General features: G+C 61.8%; 20 protein-coding genes. 14 read left to right on the plus strand and 6 right to left on the minus strand.

The annotated features are described in order from the left end of the window. Window positions 1–40 precede the first annotated feature (40 nt). The 10 genes from JYU29_RS11155 to JYU29_RS11200 all read left to right on the plus strand — a co-directional run bounded on the left by JYU29_RS11155 (window position 41) and on the right by JYU29_RS11200 (window position 8,696). Window positions 41–1,033: an iron-siderophore ABC transporter substrate-binding protein gene (locus JYU29_RS11155; protein ID WP_213985049.1), complete on the plus strand. Its 993-nt coding sequence runs from the start codon at window positions 41–43 to the stop codon at window positions 1,031–1,033. Then, entirely contained in the window at window positions 1,030–2,124 is a 1,095-nt protein-coding gene (locus JYU29_RS11160; protein WP_213984861.1) for a FecCD family ABC transporter permease, read from the plus strand. The genes JYU29_RS11155 and JYU29_RS11160 overlap by 4 nt, the downstream gene beginning before the upstream one ends. Further along, complete coding sequence (locus tag JYU29_RS11165) at window positions 2,121–3,161, plus strand: FecCD family ABC transporter permease (RefSeq protein WP_347879881.1); 1,041 nt, start codon at window positions 2,121–2,123, stop codon at window positions 3,159–3,161. The genes JYU29_RS11160 and JYU29_RS11165 overlap by 4 nt, the downstream gene beginning before the upstream one ends. Then, window positions 3,158–3,961, plus strand: coding sequence for an ABC transporter ATP-binding protein (locus JYU29_RS11170; RefSeq protein ID WP_213984862.1), 804 nt, complete (start codon window positions 3,158–3,160; stop codon window positions 3,959–3,961). Before JYU29_RS11165 ends, JYU29_RS11170 begins: the two co-directional genes overlap by 4 nt. An 83-nt stretch (window positions 3,962–4,044) precedes the next feature. Further along, window positions 4,045–5,112: a DUF2218 domain-containing protein gene (locus tag JYU29_RS11175; RefSeq protein ID WP_213985051.1), complete on the plus strand. Its 1,068-nt coding sequence runs from the start codon at window positions 4,045–4,047 to the stop codon at window positions 5,110–5,112. Between the two features lie 155 nt (window positions 5,113–5,267). Further along, on the plus strand, window positions 5,268–6,086 hold the full coding sequence (locus tag JYU29_RS11180; protein ID WP_213984863.1) for a transporter substrate-binding domain-containing protein: 819 nt from the start codon (window positions 5,268–5,270) through the stop codon (window positions 6,084–6,086). A gap of 54 nt (window positions 6,087–6,140) precedes the next feature. Then, entirely contained in the window at window positions 6,141–6,788 is a 648-nt protein-coding gene (locus tag JYU29_RS11185; protein ID WP_213984864.1) for an amino acid ABC transporter permease, read from the plus strand. Beyond that, entirely contained in the window at window positions 6,788–7,450 is a 663-nt protein-coding gene (locus tag JYU29_RS11190) for an amino acid ABC transporter permease (protein ID WP_213984865.1), read from the plus strand. Before JYU29_RS11185 ends, JYU29_RS11190 begins: the two co-directional genes overlap by 1 nt. Window position 7,451: 1 nt before the next feature. Beyond that, entirely contained in the window at window positions 7,452–8,228 is a 777-nt protein-coding gene (locus JYU29_RS11195; protein WP_213984866.1) for an amino acid ABC transporter ATP-binding protein, read from the plus strand. A 225-nt stretch (window positions 8,229–8,453) separates the two neighbouring features. Next, a complete protein-coding gene (locus tag JYU29_RS11200) occupies window positions 8,454–8,696 on the plus strand; it encodes a hypothetical protein (protein ID WP_213984867.1) in 243 nt (80 codons plus the stop codon). Between the two features lie 6 nt (window positions 8,697–8,702). Here the strand turns inward: JYU29_RS11200 and JYU29_RS11205 are convergent, their stop codons facing one another. From JYU29_RS11205 to JYU29_RS11220, 4 genes are all read right to left on the minus strand, one after another. Continuing rightward, window positions 8,703–9,023: a hypothetical protein gene (locus tag JYU29_RS11205; RefSeq protein WP_213984868.1), complete on the minus strand. Its 321-nt coding sequence runs from the start codon at window positions 9,021–9,023 to the stop codon at window positions 8,703–8,705. Window positions 9,024–9,080: 57 nt separating this feature from the next. After that, window positions 9,081–9,239, minus strand: a complete 159-nt coding sequence (locus tag JYU29_RS11210) for a hypothetical protein (RefSeq protein ID WP_213984869.1) — start codon at window positions 9,237–9,239, stop codon at window positions 9,081–9,083. Window positions 9,240–9,286: 47 nt separating this feature from the next. Further along, window positions 9,287–9,463, minus strand: a complete 177-nt coding sequence (locus tag JYU29_RS11215) for a DUF3606 domain-containing protein (protein WP_213984870.1) — start codon at window positions 9,461–9,463, stop codon at window positions 9,287–9,289. Window positions 9,464–9,999: 536 nt separating this feature from the next. Next, the gene (locus JYU29_RS11220; RefSeq protein WP_213984871.1) at window positions 10,000–11,199 is read right to left on the minus strand and encodes an acyl-CoA dehydrogenase; all 1,200 of its coding nucleotides are present in this window, start codon (window positions 11,197–11,199) and stop codon (window positions 10,000–10,002) included. Between the two features lie 131 nt (window positions 11,200–11,330). Here JYU29_RS11220 and JYU29_RS11225 point away from each other — a divergent pair, with 131 nt between their 5' ends. Both JYU29_RS11225 and recQ read left to right on the plus strand, forming a co-directional pair. After that, on the plus strand, window positions 11,331–12,236 hold the full coding sequence (locus JYU29_RS11225; RefSeq protein ID WP_213984872.1) for a LysR family transcriptional regulator: 906 nt from the start codon (window positions 11,331–11,333) through the stop codon (window positions 12,234–12,236). Window positions 12,237–12,336: 100 nt separating this feature from the next. Beyond that, window positions 12,337–14,148 (plus strand): DNA helicase RecQ, encoded by a 1,812-nt coding sequence (gene recQ, locus JYU29_RS11230; RefSeq protein WP_213984873.1) that lies wholly within the window; start codon window positions 12,337–12,339, stop codon window positions 14,146–14,148. A 4-nt stretch (window positions 14,149–14,152) separates the two neighbouring features. Here recQ and queF read toward each other — a convergent pair whose 3' ends face one another. Both queF and JYU29_RS11240 read right to left on the minus strand, forming a co-directional pair. Next, a complete protein-coding gene (queF, locus tag JYU29_RS11235; RefSeq protein ID WP_213984874.1) occupies window positions 14,153–14,617 on the minus strand; it encodes a preQ(1) synthase in 465 nt (154 codons plus the stop codon). 42 nt (window positions 14,618–14,659) lie between these two features. Then, window positions 14,660–15,058: a Fur family transcriptional regulator gene (locus tag JYU29_RS11240; protein ID WP_213984875.1), complete on the minus strand. Its 399-nt coding sequence runs from the start codon at window positions 15,056–15,058 to the stop codon at window positions 14,660–14,662. A 126-nt stretch (window positions 15,059–15,184) separates the two neighbouring features. On the opposite strand from JYU29_RS11240, the gene aztA reads away from it, so the two are divergent. Further along, window positions 15,185–16,003: a zinc ABC transporter ATP-binding protein AztA gene (gene aztA / locus JYU29_RS11245; protein ID WP_213984876.1), complete on the plus strand. Its 819-nt coding sequence runs from the start codon at window positions 15,185–15,187 to the stop codon at window positions 16,001–16,003. Further along, window positions 16,003–16,878, plus strand: coding sequence for a zinc ABC transporter permease AztB (gene aztB / locus JYU29_RS11250; protein WP_213984877.1), 876 nt, complete (start codon window positions 16,003–16,005; stop codon window positions 16,876–16,878). The genes aztA and aztB overlap by 1 nt, the downstream gene beginning before the upstream one ends. Window positions 16,879–16,907 lie beyond the last annotated feature (29 nt).

Here is a 16,907-nt window from a genome sequence, read left to right on the forward strand (position 1 = left end):
ACTGAAGCTCAACTTTTAGAAACCATGGGGCTTTTCGATGCTGCTGCGGCTTTTCCGTTCCCTTCTTGCCCTTTTTTGCCTGTCGGCATGGAGCGTGACCGGCGCGGCTGCGCAGGAAGAGCCTGCCTTTCCCATCACCATCAAACATGCTCTGGGAACCACGGTCATCGCCAAAAAGCCGGAGCGCGTCGCGACTGTCGCATGGGCGAACCACGAAGTGCCACTGGCTTTGGGCGTTGTTCCCGTCGGCATGGCCGCAGCCAATTTCGGCGACGATGATGGCGATGGCCTGCTGCCTTGGGTGGCTGAAAAGCTGACGCAACTCGGCGCGAACACGCCGGCGCTGTTCGACGAAGGCGATGGTATCGATTTCGAAGCGGTTGCCGCTACGCGGCCCGACGTGATCCTTGCTTCCTACTCCGGTCTGAGCCAGTCCGACTATGACACGCTGAGCCAGATCGCGCCGGTTGTCGCCTATCCCTCCGCCCCCTGGTCCACCAGCTGGCGCGACATGATCCGCTCCAACAGCACCGCACTCGGGCTAGCCAAGGAAGGCGATGCGCTGATCGCAAGCATCGAAGCAGAGATCGCCGAGGCCGTCGCCAAACATCCCGACCTCGCTGGCAAGTCGGCAATGTTCGTGACCCATCTCGATCCAAGCGATCTCAGCATCGTCAACTTCTACACGGCCAACGATACCCGCGTCGCCTTCTTCGAGGATCTGGGTCTGACTTCGCCAAGAAGCGTGGTGGAAGCCTCCAAGGCCGGTGTTTTCTCCGGCTCCGCCAGCGCCGAACGCGTCGATTCCTTCGATGATGTCGACATTCTCGTCACTTATGGCACGCAGAAACTGGTGGATGCAGTGAGCGCCAATCCGCTCCTGTCCAGAATGCCTGCAGTGAAGCACGGCGCGATCGTGACGCTCGGCCGCAATCCGCTTGGCACTGCCGCCAACCCGACGCCTCTCTCGATCTCCTATGTGCTGAACGACTATCTCGATCTGCTGTCCGAAGCGGCCAAGAAGGCGAAATGACGGAACGAAGCGCCAGTCCCGCCACCGGCATCGCGGTCGGCTCAGGCATCCGGCGCAGCTTTCGACGCTCCCGCCCGATCCGAGCCGCCGCGCATGTCTCCATCCGGCAGCGCAGCCTGTGGCTGATCGTTCTGCTGGCAACGCTGGCCCTTCTCGTCGCCGCCTCCGTTGCGATCGGCACGCGCGATGTGTCCTGGTCGGACATCTGGCTCGCTCTTTCAGGACAGGTCGAGAGCATCGGCCAGGCAGCCGTCACCGTGCGCATACCCCGCACGCTGCTGGCCGTTCTGGCTGGCGCCGCACTCGCGGTTGCCGGCACGATCATGCAGGGCGTCACCCGCAATCCCCTCGCCGATCCCGGCATTCTCGGCGTCAATATGGGGGCGTCGCTGGCCGTGGTTGTCGGCGTCGTCTGGTTCAACATCGAAACCGCCGAAGCCTTTATCTGGGTGGCGATTGGTGGCGCGGCCTGTTCGGCGATCTTTGTTTACACGATCGGCTCGCTTGGTCGCGGCGGTCCTACGCCCTTGAAACTGGCGCTCGCAGGTGCCGCCACATCCATCGCTTTGTCATCCCTGGTGATCGCCTTCGTGCTCGGCAGAAACGACATCGCGGGCGGTTTGCGCTCCTGGCAGATCGGCGGCGTCGGCGGGGCCACCTTCGAGCGCATGGAGCATGTGCTGCCCTTTCTTGCCGTCGGCTTTGCCATCAGCCTTTTGTCGGCGCGCAAGCTGAACGCCCTTGCGCTCGGCGACGACATGGCCGCCGGCCTTGGCGAGCGTGTCGCCTTTGCGCGCACGGCCGCAGCCTTCGGCGCCGTTCTCTTATGCGGTGCAACCACCGCGATCTGCGGACCGATCGGCTTTGTGGGACTGGTTGTGCCTCATCTCTGCCGCCTCCTTATAGGCATCGATCATCGCTGGCTCCTGCCCTTCTCGGCCATCACCGGCGCCTGTTTGCTGCTTCTTGCCGACATCCTCGGCCGCATCATCGCCCGCCCGAGCGAGCTTGATGTCGGCATCGTCACGGCCTTCGTCGGCGCACCCTTCTTTATCTGGATCGTTCGACGCCAGCGGGTTCGCGATCTGTGACAACCGCCGCCTGCTCCATCGAAGCGATCGCCTCCAGCCGCCGCAAGCGCCAGAACCGACGCCGCACCTTGCTGGTCGCCGCCGCGCTCCTGCTCGTCGCCATGTTCATCTTGACCTTGATGCTCGGCCAGTCCTTCACCCCGCCGGCTGACGTCATCCGCGTGCTGCTTGGCCAGGATGTGCCGGGCGCATCCTTCACCGTCGGTCAGCTGCGTTTGCCGCGCGCTGTCATGGCGATCCTCGCCGGCCTGTCGTTTGGCCTCGCCGGCGCAGCCTTTCAGACCATGCTGCGCAATCCCCTCGCCAGCCCCGACATCATCGGCATCAGCGTGGGCGCAAGTGCCGCCGCCGTTTTCGCCATCGTGGTTCTATCCCTCAGCGGCCCGATCGTGTCGCTCTTCGCCGTCCTGTCCGGCCTTGGCGTTGCCCTCCTGATCTATGGCCTGTCCTTCCGAAACGGCGTTGCGGGAACGCGCCTCATTCTGGTTGGCATCGGCGTATCGGCCATGCTGGAAAGCTTCATCGCTTATATCCTGTCCAAGGCTCCCGCCTGGAGCCTGCAGGAAGCGATGCGTTGGCTGACCGGCAGCGTCAACGGCGCGCAACTCGGCCAGGCCCTGCCTTTGCTCGGCGCGCTGATCGTGTTCGGCGGCCTCCTCCTTCTTCGCAGCCGCGACCTCGAAGCCCTGCGCCTCGGCGACGACATGGCCGCAGCGCTCGGCACAAACGTTGCCCGCACCCGCGCCCTCGTGATCTTCGCTGCCGTCGGCACGATCGCAGTCGCAACCGCCGTCACCGGCCCGATCGCCTTTGTCGCCTTTCTGTCCGGCCCCATCGCCGCGCGCATGGTCGGCGCGCAAGGATCGCTGTTGATCCCAGCCGCCCTCGTCGGCGCCGTTCTCGTTCTCGTCGGCGATTATTGCGGCCAGTTCCTTCTGCCCGGCCGTTATCCCGTCGGCGTCGTCACCGGCGCGCTTGGAGCGCCCTATCTGATTTACCTGATCATCAGGGTCAATCGCACCGGCAAATCCCTATGACCCAGCATTCCCTCACCGTGAGCGACCTCGCCGCCGGCTATAGTGACCGCCTCGTGCTCGATCACCTCGCGCTCGACATTCCCGCCAACGGCATCACCGCGATCGTCGGCGCCAATGCCTGCGGCAAGTCCACGCTTCTGCGCGTCATGTCGCGTCTTCTGTCCCCAAGAAGCGGTCAGGTGCTGCTCGATGGCAAGTCGATCCATAGCATGCCGCCGCGCCAGCTCGCCCGCACGCTCGGCCTTCTGCCGCAATCGCCGATCGCGCCCGAAGGCATCACCGTCGCCGATCTCGTCAGCCGCGGCCGCCATCCGCATCAAGGCATCCTGTCGCGCTGGACCCATGCCGACGACGAAGCGGTCGCCGCAGCCCTCGAAGCCACAAAAACCTTCGACCTCGCCGAACGCGCGGTGGACGAGCTTTCCGGCGGCCAGCGCCAGCGCGTCTGGATCGCGATGGCGCTCGCCCAGCAAACCGATCTCCTCCTGCTCGACGAACCCACGACCTTTCTCGACATCAGCCATCAGGTCGAGGTGCTCGATCTTCTTACCGACCTGAACAAAACGCGCGGCACCACCATCGTCATGGTGCTGCACGACCTCAACCTCGCCGCACGCTATGCCGATTATCTCGTCGCCATGACCGACGGCCGCATCCACGCCGCCGGCAGCCCAAACGAGATCCTCACCGAAGACACCGTGCAAACCGTGTTCGGCCTGCAAAGCCGCATCATCCCCGACCCCACCTCCGGCCGCCCGCTGATGCTGCCGATCGGGCGTCACGGAATGATCCACAAGTAATCTTGACGGTCGACATCAACTTATATCATTGCTAACACCGCGATCGGCTCGACGATCCCTTGTTCCGAGGAGACCCAGTGACCATGCAGGCTGAGACCTTCAAGCTTTCGGGCACCGCGCGTCCCAAGAATGCGCTGAGCATGCTCGACGAGATTTGCGAGCACTTCGTTGAACATTCCGATGTCGAGCGCACCGAAAACTTCGCCCGCCTCAAGAGCCCGATCGGCCATGCCGACATCGTTTTGCGCGAAGACCGGCTCCTGATCGACCTCACCTGCCCGACACGCGACGCACTGCATCTCAGCCGCAACTCGATCGCCGAACACCTGTTCTATTTCGCCGGCGAAGATCCGCTGGAACTCACCTGGTCGGAAGCCCCGGCGCTCGCCGCTCTGCCCAATCTTTATGAAGTCACAGTGGTGTCGACCGAAGAGGTCACGCCGCATATGCGCCGCGTGAAGTTCCACTGCGACACCGTAGAGCCCTTCATCGGCGCGGGCATGCATGTGCGCGTTCTGGTTCCGCCGCGCGGGCGCGAACCGGTTTGGCCCGGCGTGCGCGACGATGGCCGCCTGGCCTTTCCCGAAGGCGAAGACGAACTGCTGGTGCGCCTTTACACCATTCGCGCCGTGGACCCTGAGCGCAACGAGCTGTGGGTCGACTTCCTCCAGCACCCGATACCCGGCGTTCCCACCCCCGGCGCCGACTTCGCCCGCGATGCTCAGCCGGGCGACCGCGCAGCGCTGATTGGACCCGGCGGCGGCGATCTTCCCCAGGCCGACACGATCCTGCTCGTTGGCGATGAAAGCGCCTTGCCCGCCATTGCCCGGATTGCCGCCGAGGTTCCGGCCGGCACGCGCATGAAGGCGATCATCGAGGTCGAGAACGCGGCGGAAGAACAGCCCCTTCCCACGAAGGGCATTCTGGAAACCCAGTGGCTTCACCGCGAAACCTATCCGACTGATGCCACCAACGTGCTGCGCAACGCCGCCAACCAGGCGATCAAGGCGACCGAAGACGGCACCTTCGTCTGGGTTGCCTGCGAAAAGGAAGATGTGCGCACCATCCGCTCGTTGATGACCAAGCGCGGCCACGACAAGAAGCTGATGTATATCGCCTGGTACTGGTCACGCGCCCAAACCCGCAAGTAGCGGTTCAACCGCGCCCGACCGCGCGGCTCTTCCCTGCCGGATTAATGATCTTCGTTCGGGGTTGCCCACATTCTTTGCATCTTTGCCGCGCCGGACCACTGGCAACGCGCACGAAAATGCGGAATAGATGCGCAATCAAGAACAAGGAGACCATCATGAACCTCCCGGGAACACTCAAAGCCGCGTTGTTCGGCGCAGCGCTTGCCACCCTTGCCGGTCCGGCCCTCGCCGACCAGCTCGCCGACATCAAGTCGGCCGGCAAGATCATCACTGCCACCGACATGCACTATGCGCCCTTCGACATGCTGACCAACGGCGAATACGAAGGCATGACGAAGGACCTGTTCGACGGCGTTTCCAAGGAAATCGGTGCCGAGCCGGTTTACCAGGACATTCCGTGGACGGCCGAGCTGCCGGGTCTCGAAGTCAAGAAGTTCGACATCGTCATCGCGCCCGTCACGATCACGCCAGAGCGTCTCGAGCGCTACGCCTTCAGCCTGCCGATCGCCGATGCCACCGTCGCGCTCGTGCGCGCAGCCGGCAATGACGAGCTGAAGCAGCCCGAAGACATCAAGGGCAAGACGGTCGGCGTCCAGCAGGGCACCGCGCAGTTCCGCCAGCTTCAGGCGTTCGGCGAAAAGATCGGCGGCATCACCGTCAAGGAATATGGCACCACCGACGAAGCCTATGCCGATCTGGCAGCCGGCCGTTTGGATGCCGTTGCCGGCTCCATGCCGAACCTCACTTATCTCGTGAAGAACCGTGGCGAGACCTTCGCCTTGTTCGACAAGCCGACCTTCGGCGATCCGACCTATTTCGCCTGGGTGATGCGCAAGGATGCTGAAAGCGAAAGCTTCACCAAGGCCGTCAACGACGCCCTTCTGAAGATGACCGACGATGGCCGCATCAAGACCATCCAGGAAAAGTGGCTGGGCACCTACACCGAATTGCCGCGCGAAGTGCCAGCCAAGTAAAAACACAGATGCAGGCGGGTCACGCGATCCGCCTGTGTTGCGTTCGGACCACCCATGTTTTCGGTTGCAACCTTCCTGAGCAGCTTCGAACCCTTGTTCTGGGCTGCGCGCTACACGCTGTTGATTTCCGTGCTGGGTATCGCGCTCGGTCTGGTGATTGCCGCTCTGATCTGCGCCGCCTCGCTTTCGCGCATCGCGCCCTTGCGCTGGTTCGCCGCTCTTTGGGTCAGCTTCCTGCGCGGCGTTCCGCTGCTCGTGCAGCTTCTGCTTTTCTATTATCTCCTGCCGGTGATCGGCATCGACGTGCCGGCTTTGGTGGCCGCAGTCGGTACCGTCGGCATCTGTGCCAGCGCCTATATCAGCGAGATCTGGCGCGGTGCCATTCAGGCTCTGCCGACCGGCCAGGTCGCCGCAGCAACCGCGATCGGCATGGCCCCGCGCGATATCTGGTCGCGCATCGTCCTGCCGCAGGCCTTTACGCTGTCGCTGCCTGCCCTCGTTAATGAGCTGATCCTGCTCGTCAAAGCCTCTTCGCTGGTGTCGGTGGTCGGCATTCTCGAACTCACCCGCGCCTCTCAGGCGCAGGCCGCCACCACCTTCCGTCCGCTCGAAGTCTATCTCGCGGCCGCCTGCATTTATCTCCTCATCAATCTCTGTCTCGCGGCACTCGGGCGTTATCTCGAGCACAGGATGGCCGTCTGATGGAGTGGAGCATCCTGCAGCAATACGGACCGCTGCTTCTCAGCGGTTTCGCCACCACGATCCTGTGCTGGGCACTCGGCACGATCTTCAGCATGATCCTCGGCCTCCTGATCGCGCTGGTTCAGCGCTACGCGCCGCGTCCGGTCGGCTGGGTGATCCAGGCCTATATCGAGATCATCCGCGGCACGCCCTTTCTCGTGCAGCTCTTCGTGCTGTATTACGGCGGCCCGCTGATCGGCTTGCGGCTCGACGCCCTGCCTGCCGGCCTTCTCGGTCTCACCATCTATGGCAGCCCCTATTTCGCGGAAATCTTCCGCTCGGCCTTCAATGCCGTGCCGCTCGGCCAGATCGAGGCTGCGCGCGCCATCGGCATGTCTGAGCCATCGATCATCCGGCGCATCCTCCTGCCGCTCGGCCTCGTGTCCGCCCTGCCCGCTCTGGTGAACTTCTCGATCATCCTGACCAAGGAAACCGTGATCCTGTCGATCATCACGGTGCCGGAACTCACCTACCAGACGCAGCGCATGTCCACGGAAACCTTCCGCTACATCGAAGCCAATCTGGCGCTGGCGCTGTTCTTCTGGGCCTTGGTGGAAACGATTTCACGCGTCGGCCGCAGGCTCGAAAAACGCGTCACACGCCATCTGACTGAAAGGACGTAAGATGCCCGGCGCATCATCCGTCGAGATCCGCAAGGTCAACAAGCATCATGGGCAGTTTCATGCCCTGAAGGATGTCGACCTCGACATTCTGCCCGGCAAGGTCACCTGCCTGATCGGCCCGTCCGGCTCCGGCAAGTCCACCCTTCTGCGCTGCATCAACTTCCTCGATGAATATGAATCGGGCGAGATCCGCATCGACGGCCAGCTGATCGGCTATGAAAGCCCCGGCGGCCGAAAGATGCCGGCCCGCAAGCTGCGCGAAATGCGCCGCTCGATCGGCATGGTGTTCCAGCAGTTCAACCTGTGGCCCCACATGACGGCACTCGGCAACGTTGCTGAAGGCCTCATGCGCGTACGCGGTTTGCCGAAAGCGGAAGCCGAACGCCGCGCGAAGAACGCGCTCGAAAAGGTCGGCCTCGCCGACAAGATGGCGAACCATCCGTCGCGCCTGTCCGGCGGCCAGCAGCAGCGCGTGGCGATTGCCCGTGCACTTGCCATGGAGCCGCGCCTGATGCTGTTCGACGAGCCGACTTCGGCGCTTGATCCCGAACTCGTCGGCGAAGTTCTCAACGTCATGAAGACGCTTGCGACCGAAGGCATGACCATGATCGTCGTGACCCACGAAATGGGCTTCGCCGCCCACGTTGCCGATCAGGTGGCCTTCATGGAACAAGGCGAACTCGTCAGCGTGGATGTGCCGGACAAGATCCTGCACCAGCCCAAAGATCCCCGCATCAAGGCCTTCCTGCGCACCTATCACGAGCGCAACAGCTTCTAGCGGCGAGCTTCCTGCGGGCACCGCTCCAAGGCTTTGGCCACGTACAACCGGATGGCTCGACCCAGCCAAAGCGCGATCGCGTCGCGCTGGGCTGTCCTGCCCAGAAGCGCCATCTCGCAAGTCTTCAAGGCAGCAGGCAAAGCCCGGGCGTCAGGAGGATGCAGCTATGGTTGGATCGCTTGATCGCCCTGTGCATTGCTCCCGACACACCCCAAGGAGCACATCATGGCGCTGTCCAACAAAGCCCTCTCCATCCTGACCTTTGCCGCCTATCACCAGCTGTCCAGCGGCATGATCGTTCGCGATGTCGTGCTGGAAGACGGCTCCGGCCATAAGGCCGAACCGGAAGGCGTCACCGAACTCACCGAAGCCGGCATGCTCGATGTCGATGGTCCGCGCGGCGTTCTGACGGATGAAGGCGAAAAGCTACTGGAAAAGGTTGTCAACGCCATCAAGGGCGTCGCCTGAGTTTCCTCAGCGCGCTTGGCGTTCCTGTTCGGCCAACCAGACGCTCCAGGCGTCCTGAACCTTGGTGCCGAGCATTGGCGTCAACCCGCGCGCCTTGAAGCGCGATCGACTGCCTTTGACCGCCGATGCGCTATGATGGATCTCTTGCGCCAGTCGGTTGAGGTAAGGTCGCCCGACCTTGTCGAACGATCGGCACTCTTCCTCGTTCAGAGCCATGAGAAAGAAGTAGTCCACGGCGCTGTGGCTGCAAAACACGTTAAGATAAAGAACGGCTTCGTCTCGCAGCAGGAGCCAGAGATAAGGCTCTTCGTCGATAACAACCATCATTCTCGCCCGCCGAAAAAAAGCAGCCCGACCGGAGATCTCCGCGTCGGGCTGGCTTGTTTAGTTGCTGTCGCTTGTCGCGGCAGCGGTGTCGCTTTGAGCATCGTCCGTAGACTTCTCGCGAGCATTGGCCTTTGCAGCCAGCTTTTCCGCTTTCTTTGCAGCCTTCTGCATTTCGCGCTGCCGCTTTTCGAAGTCGTAATTAGGTGTCTTGGCCATGCGCTCTCCCCTTCTTCAGTCGTCTTGTGGTTCCGTCGAGTTCTGGTTCAGGCGCCGCGCGCTTCCATATAGGTATCGAGCTTGCGACGGGACGGTCCGTAGCGCTTGATGATGGTCTTGGCTTCGCTGATCGGAACGCCGAACTTTGCAGCGAAAGCTGCGGCTTCATACGTGTCGGCACTTCCAGCTTTGGGATCGACCTTGCCTGCTGATTTCGTTGTCATCGTGTGCCTCCTGGCATCGAGCGGCGCGATTGATCTTGACCTGTCGAGCCTGAAAAAAGCTCGAAACAAGGCCGCATTCGCCGCTTCATGGGTGTTTAGATAGGTAACCTATCACATTTTTGCACGGCAAAGGCCAAACATTCCGGCAGCCGACCAACAATCGGTGCTGAGGCTCCGCCGAGCCGTACCGTCAAACTTTGGTCGAGCGCGTCGATGAGCACCTCGTTTGGCAACAAGGCGCCGCCAAAATTTTTAGCCGTGCAGAATTTCTATCCACGCCCAGATAGGACGTGGTCTACGCTCATGTGCCGCCCTCGGCGCAGTCTGAGCAACAACCAACCGACCCAGATGGCCGCTAGCTCCGGGACGACGGCCGAGGGCCCATCATGCCCGGTTTTTCTGTTTGCCATATGCGCAAATGAGGCACTTTCGGGCCAGCCAAACGCGCATTCTGCGCTACCATTCAACCAAATGGCGCTCTGATGCACCCGTAAAAAAGGGTAGTCGCGCCCGTTTTCAGGCGCGACCAACGACGCTCAGAAGAACGCCTGAAGTCCGGTTTGTGCCCGTCCAAGGATCAGCGCATGAACGTCATGCGTGCCCTCATAGGTGTTCACCGTTTCCAGGTTCTGCGAATGGCGCATAATGTGGTAGCCGCTCTGAATGCCGTTGCCGCCATGCATGTCACGCGACTGTCGGGCAATATCCAGCGCCTTGCCGCAGTTGTTGCGCTTGACGAGAGAGATCATCTCAGGCGCCATCTTGCCCTCGTCCAGCAACCGGCCGACCCGCAGAGAACCTTGTAATCCCAACGCAATTTCCGTCTGCATGTCGGCGAGCTTCTTCTGGAAGAGCTGCGTCTGCGCCAGCGGCTTGTTGAACTGCTTGCGGTCGAGACCATACTGCCGCGCCCGATGCCAGCAATCTTCCGCCGCACCCATCGAGCCCCACGAAATGCCGTAGCGCGCCCGATTGAGGCAGCCGAACGGACCCTTCAACCCGGACACATTCGGCAGCAGCGCATCTTCGCCGACCTCAACGCCCTGCATCACGATCTCGCCCGTAACCGACGCCCGCAACGAAAGCTTGCCATCGATCTTCGGCGCCGAAAGCCCCTTCATTCCCTTCTCCAGCACGAAACCGCGGATCGCATCATCATGCGCCGCCGACTTCGCCCAGACCACGAAAACGTCGGCGATCGGCGAGTTGGAGATCCACATCTTGGAGCCCGAAATACGATACCCGCCGTCGATCTTCTCCGCCCGCGTCTTCATGCCAGCCGGATCGGAGCCTGCATCCGGTTCGGTCAGGCCAAAGCAGCCGATCCATTCGCCGGAAGCAAGCTTCGGCAGGTATTTCTGGCGCTGTTCATCCGAACCATACGCATGGATCGGATACATCACGAGCGAAGACTGCACGCTCATCATCGAACGATAACCGGAGTCGACGCGCTCGACTTCCCGCGCAACCAGGCCGTAGGACACATAGCCTGCACCCACGCCGCCAAATTCTTCCGGGATCGTCACGCCGAGCAGGCCGGCTTCGCCCATCTCGCGGAAGATCTCGGGATCGGTCGTTTCATCGAGATAAGCGCGCTCGATCCGCGGCATGAGCTTGTCGGCGGCAAAAGCGGCTGCCGTGTCGCGGATCATCCGCTCTTCTTCCGTCAGCTGGTCCTCGAGGAGGAATGGGTCCGACCAGTTGAATGCGGCCGTCTTGGCTGAGGTGTTCGACATAAACTGCTCCCATTGAAGGCAGCACCCTGCCACCAATGCGGCCGGTGCGATTTCAGATCATTCGCTAATGCTTTCCAACCTAGGGGCAAAGCGCTATTTTTCCATGACTTCATGCATTGAATGAATGAATCATGCGCGCACGCCGCTTTATCCCCTCGCTCAGCCAGCTCCTCGCCTTTGAAGCGGTGGTGCAGCATCAATCCGTGACGATTGCGGCCAAGGAAATGAACCTCACGCAAAGCACCGTTACGCGTCTTTTACAGAATCTCGAAGGCCAGATCGGCCAGCCATTGTTTGTTCGCGAGCGCAAAAGGCTCGTCCCGACCGATGCCGCGAAAGCCTATTGCGCCGACGTGTCTGCGGCACTGAACATGATCCAACGCGCCAGCATGGGGCTGATGACCAATCCCGACGGCGGCTCCCTATCCCTCGCTGTCCTGCCGACCTTCGGCACGCGCTGGCTGGCACCGCGTCTGGCGCCGTTCCTGCAGGCCAATCCCGGTATCACCGTCAATCTGGCAACACGCGTTCAGCGCTTCAGCTTTGACAACGAAAGCTTCGATGCCGTGATCTTCTTTGGGCAAGCCAATTGGCTGCGCGCCAACCACATGAAGCTTTTCGACGAGCATCTGACGGCCTGTGCCTCGCCCGACTTCCTGCGGCGCCATCCAATCTCGACCCCAGCCGAGCTTGCGAACCTGCCACTGCTCCAGCTTGAAACTCGGCCCACCGCCTGGAGCGCCTGGTTCGAGGGCCAGGGCGCCACCCCGCCGGCGAAAGCCGGCATGCTGATGGATCAGTTCTCGATGATGATCCAGGCCGCTATTTCCAGCCTCGGCATCGCGCTTCTGCCGGATTATCTCGCCTGGGCCGAAATCAAGGAAGGCCGCCTTCTTCCTGTCCTGCGCCCAAGCGTGTCGGGTGCTGGAAGCTATTGGCTGGCGTGGCCAGAAGCAAAGGATCGCTACGGCCCCTTGCGCGCTTTCAGAAACTGGATGGCGGAAAGCGAAGTACCGCCAGCACCCGCCACAAGCTAGTAACCCGATCGCTTCAACAACCGCGCAAATACGTCACCCCGGGCTGCGAGGCGAAATCTGCTATGAGGCGGGTTCACACTGATTCCTTTTGCAGAGCGCTTTGACCAACGATCCCCTCCACATCCTGAAAACCGTCTACGGCTATGACGCATTCCGCGGCCTTCAGGGTGAAATCGTCCAGCATGTCATTGAAGGCAACAACGCCTTCGTTCTGATGCCGACCGGCGGCGGCAAGTCGCTGTGCTACCAGATCCCTGCCCTGGCGCGACCGGGCATGGGATTGGTCATCTCGCCGTTGATTGCCTTGATGGCAGACCAGGTTTCGGCCTTGCGCCAAGCCGGCGTCAAAGCCGCTGCCCTCAACTCCGATCTGGCCGGCGAAGACCGCTATGCTCTTTGGCGTGACATACAAGACGGCAAGCTGGACCTGCTCTATATCGCGCCCGAAACCCTGCTGCGCGGCGACCTTCTCGAGCGGTTGACCCGTATTCCGCTGTCGCTGATCGCCATCGACGAAGCCCATTGCCTGTCGCAATGGGGTCACGACTTCCGCCCATCCTATCGCCAGCTCGATGCGCTGGTCACCATGTTCCCCGACACGCCGCGCATGGCGCTTACGGCCACCGCCGACGAGCCAACCCGCGCAGAAATCCTGTCACATCTGCAGATCGATGACGAAGACGCCTTTATTGCCGGCTTCGATCGTCCCAACATCCGCTATGCCATTCAGGAGAAGGACAATCCGCGCGCGCAGCTGAAGCGGTTCCTGAAGGGACACGAAGGCGAAAGCGGCATCGTTTATTGTTTATCGAAGCGCAAAACGGAGGAAACCGCCGCCTGGCTGCGCGAGCAGGGCTACGATGCACTCGCCTATCACGGCGGCATGGACAAGGCTGATCGCGAAGCCAACCAGGCCCGTTTCCAGCATGGCGAAGCCATCATCATGGTGGCGACCATCGCCTTCGGTATGGGCATCGACAAGCCCGATGTCCGCTTCGTCGCCCATATCGACCTGCCCGGAAGCATCGAAGCCTACTACCAGGAAACCGGTCGCGCCGGCCGCGACGGCCTGCCCTCCGACACGATGATGCTTTACGGCTATGAAGACATCGCGCTGCGCAGCCGCTTCATCGAAGAATCCGGCGCACCCGACCAACGCAAGCATATGGAACGACAGAAGCTCGATGCACTGCTCGGCCTTGCGGAAACCGCGGGATGCCGCCGGCAGGTGCTGCTGTCCTACTTCGGCGATCACTGCGAGCCCTGCGGCAACTGCGATACCTGCGCGGAACCACCACAGCTTTTCGACGGCACGATCGCCGCGCAGAAAGCCCTGTCCTGCATCCATCGTACCGGCGCGCGTTTCGGCCAAGCCTATATCGTGGATGTGCTGCTCGGCGTCGAAAGCGACCGCGTCGCGCAGTTCGGCCACGACCAGATTTCCACCTGGGGCATCGGCAAGGAATATGACAACCGCACCTGGCGCGCGATCCTGCGCCAACTGATTGCACTGCGCTTCATTGATGTCGATTTGACCGGCCATGGCAGCCTTTCGATCGCGGAAGGTGGTCGTCAGTTCCTGCGCGACAAGCCTACGCTCATGCTGCGCGTGCCCTCCGCACCGCGTCCCGCTGGTGGTCGCGACAAGATGTCGGGCAAAGCTGCCTCAGCAACAGTTCCGGAAGAACATCGAGGCCTGTTCCAGGCTCTGCGCGAAAAGCGCTCCGAGATCGCCCGCACGCAGAACCTGCCGCCTTACGTGATCTTCCACGACAAGACGCTGATCGAACTGGCCGCTGCCCGGCCCTCCTCGCGGGCGGAGATGGCGCGGGTTCCAGGTGTCGGCGAGGCCAAGCTTGATCGCTACGGCCCGGCCTTCCTGTCGGTGATTGCCGAACAAGCCGACTTGTGAAGGCTTAGCCGCGACCGCGATAGGGCGGGACGCCCTGCTCCGGGATCCAGACACCGTCGGGTGCCACACCGCTTTGCCAGAACACGTCGATGGGAATACCGCCGCGCGGATACCAATATCCGCCGATCCGCAGCCAGCGCGGCTGCAAGAAGTCCACCAACCGGCGCGCGATCGACACGGTGCAATCCTCGTGGAAAGCGCCGTGATTGCGGAAGGAGCCGAGATAAAGCTTGAGCGACTTCGATTCCACCAGCCAGTCGCCGGGAACATAGTCGATCATCAGATGCGCGAAGTCAGGCTGGCCGGTCATTGGGCACAGCGAGGTGAATTCCGGCGCAGTGAAGCGCACGACATATGACACATCGGCCTGCGGATTGGCGACGCGCTCGAGTTCAGCCTCGTCGGGGCTTTGCGGCAGAGTGGTCGCACTGCCCAATTGCTTGAGATTGTCGTAGATCGTTTCGGTCATTTAATTCGTTTCTTGAGGCGTGTGGAACGCAAAGCGGCGCTTTTACGCCGCCAAACAGCTGGCGCAAGTGCCGCGCATCTCGATCGTGGTCTTCGACAGCCGAAAAGCATGCTCCTTCGACCAGCCCTTGAGCCGTTCTTCGACAACCGCATCGCAGAACTCGTCCACGCGTCCGCAGGTGTCACAGATACCGAAGGCAATCACGCCATGCTTGTGGTCATGTCCATGCGTGCAGGCAACAAAGGAGTTGATGCTTTCCAACCGATGCACCAGCCCGAACTCCATCAGCTTGTCCAGCGCGCGATAAACCTGCAGCGGTGCGCGAAAACCTTTGTCGCGCAGCTGGTCGAGCAGCGAATAGGCGCTGAGCGGACCTTCGGTATGCGAAAGCACGTCCAGCACGAGCGACTGGTTCTTCGTCAGTTCCTGTGCGTGAACCATTCTCTCATCATTCCCATTTGACAGCACGTCGATCACCAATGTAATAACATCACATTACCCTAATCTCAAGGGCAGCGATCGTTTCGACGCTAACGATCAATTAAGACGCAAGGTAATCCCTGTTCGATGGCCGAAGCCTGTATCACATTTAGCGATCTGACGCTCGGCTACAACAACCACCCTGCCGTTCATCACCTGACGGGTACCGTGGCCAAAGGATCGCTGACGGCCATCGTCGGCGCCAACGGGTCGGGCAAGTCGACGCTGATGAAGGGAATTGTCGGTGTTTTGAAGCCGATTGCCGGCCATGTTTCGGTGAAAAGCGGCAATCGGATCGCCTATTTGCCCCAGCAATCGGAGCTTGATCGGTCATTTCCGGCGCGCGTCGTTGATCTCGTTTCCCTCGGCCTGTGGCCGCAGCGCGGCCTGCTTGGCCGCCACCGCAAGGAAGACGGTGAAGCCGTGTCGCGCGCTTTGGTCGCGGTTGGCCTTGAGGGTTTCGAGAAGCGGCCGCTGGATACCCTGTCCGGCGGGCAGCTTCAGCGCGCTCTGTTTGCCCGCGTTCTGGTGCAAGACGCCGACCTGATCCTGCTCGACGAACCCTTCAATGCCATCGACATGAAGACGCTGAGCGACCTGATTGCGCTGATCAAGCGTTGGCATCAGGAAAGCCGCACGATCCTTGTTGTTGCGCATGACTTCGATCTCGTTCGCGAGCATTTTCCCGAAGCCCTGCTTCTCGCTCGCCAGCCGATTGCCTGGGGCGATGCGCGCAAGACGCTGGCACCTGAAAACCTGCTGCGCGCCCGCCAGTTCCACGAAGCCTGGGACGAAAGCGCTCCCTGGTGCGGCCCGGACGCTACACACGATCACGCTGGTGGCGAGCATCACCATCACCATGATGAACATCATGCGTCCAACGCAATCCGCCAGGGAGCCGCGTGATGGAGGCTGTGTATCAGTGGCTGCTCGCGCCTTTCCTTGACTTCGCCTTCATGCAGCGCGCCCTTTCCGGCTCCCTGCTTCTATCTCTGGCCTCGTGCCCCGTCGGCGTTTTCCTGATGCTGCGGCGCATGAGCCTGACCGGCGATGCTATGGCGCATGGCATTCTGCCGGGTGCCGCTGCCGGCTTCCTCTTGTTCGGCCTGCAGATCGTTCCGATGACGATCGGTGGCCTGATCGCCGGCATGGTTGTTGCGCTCGGCTCGGGTGCGGTGGCGCGCTTCACCGTGCAGAAGGAAGACGCCTCGATGGCCGCCTTCTATCTGATATCGCTGGCCGTCGGCGTTCTCATCGTATCGCTGCGCGGGTCCAGTGTGGATCTCATGCATGTGCTGTTCGGCACGGTTCTGGCGCTCAATGATGCGGCCTTGACCCTGATCGGCCTGATTACCGTGGTGACACTGATCTCTCTCGCCATCTTCTGGCGCGCGCTGGTGGCCGAGTGCATGGATCCGCTCTTCCTGCGCTCGGTCTCGAAGCTCGGCACACCTGTGCACTTCATCTTCCTGGCGCTGGTCGTTCTCAATCTCGTTGGTGGGTTTCAGGCGCTGGGCACGCTTCTGTCCGTCGGCCTCATGATGCTGCCCGCTGCAGCCGCGCGGTTCTGGACGGTCCGGGTCGAACCCATGTGCCTGCTCGCAACCGTGATTGGCATGGCCTCCTGCGTTTCCGGGCTCCTGCTGTCCTACCACTTCTCGCTGCCTTCCGGCCCCGCGATCATCCTTTCGGCCGGCGTAGTTTATATCGCCTCGATCCTCGTCGGATCGCGCGGCGTACTCGGCACTCGGAACCGACCGAGCCGCCACCGCACGGCCTGAACCTATCCCCTCGAACGAAGGAGTACCCC

Source organism: Tianweitania aestuarii (genome assembly GCF_018457165.1).
Taxonomy (GTDB): Bacteria; Pseudomonadota; Alphaproteobacteria; order Rhizobiales; family Rhizobiaceae; genus Tianweitania; species Tianweitania aestuarii.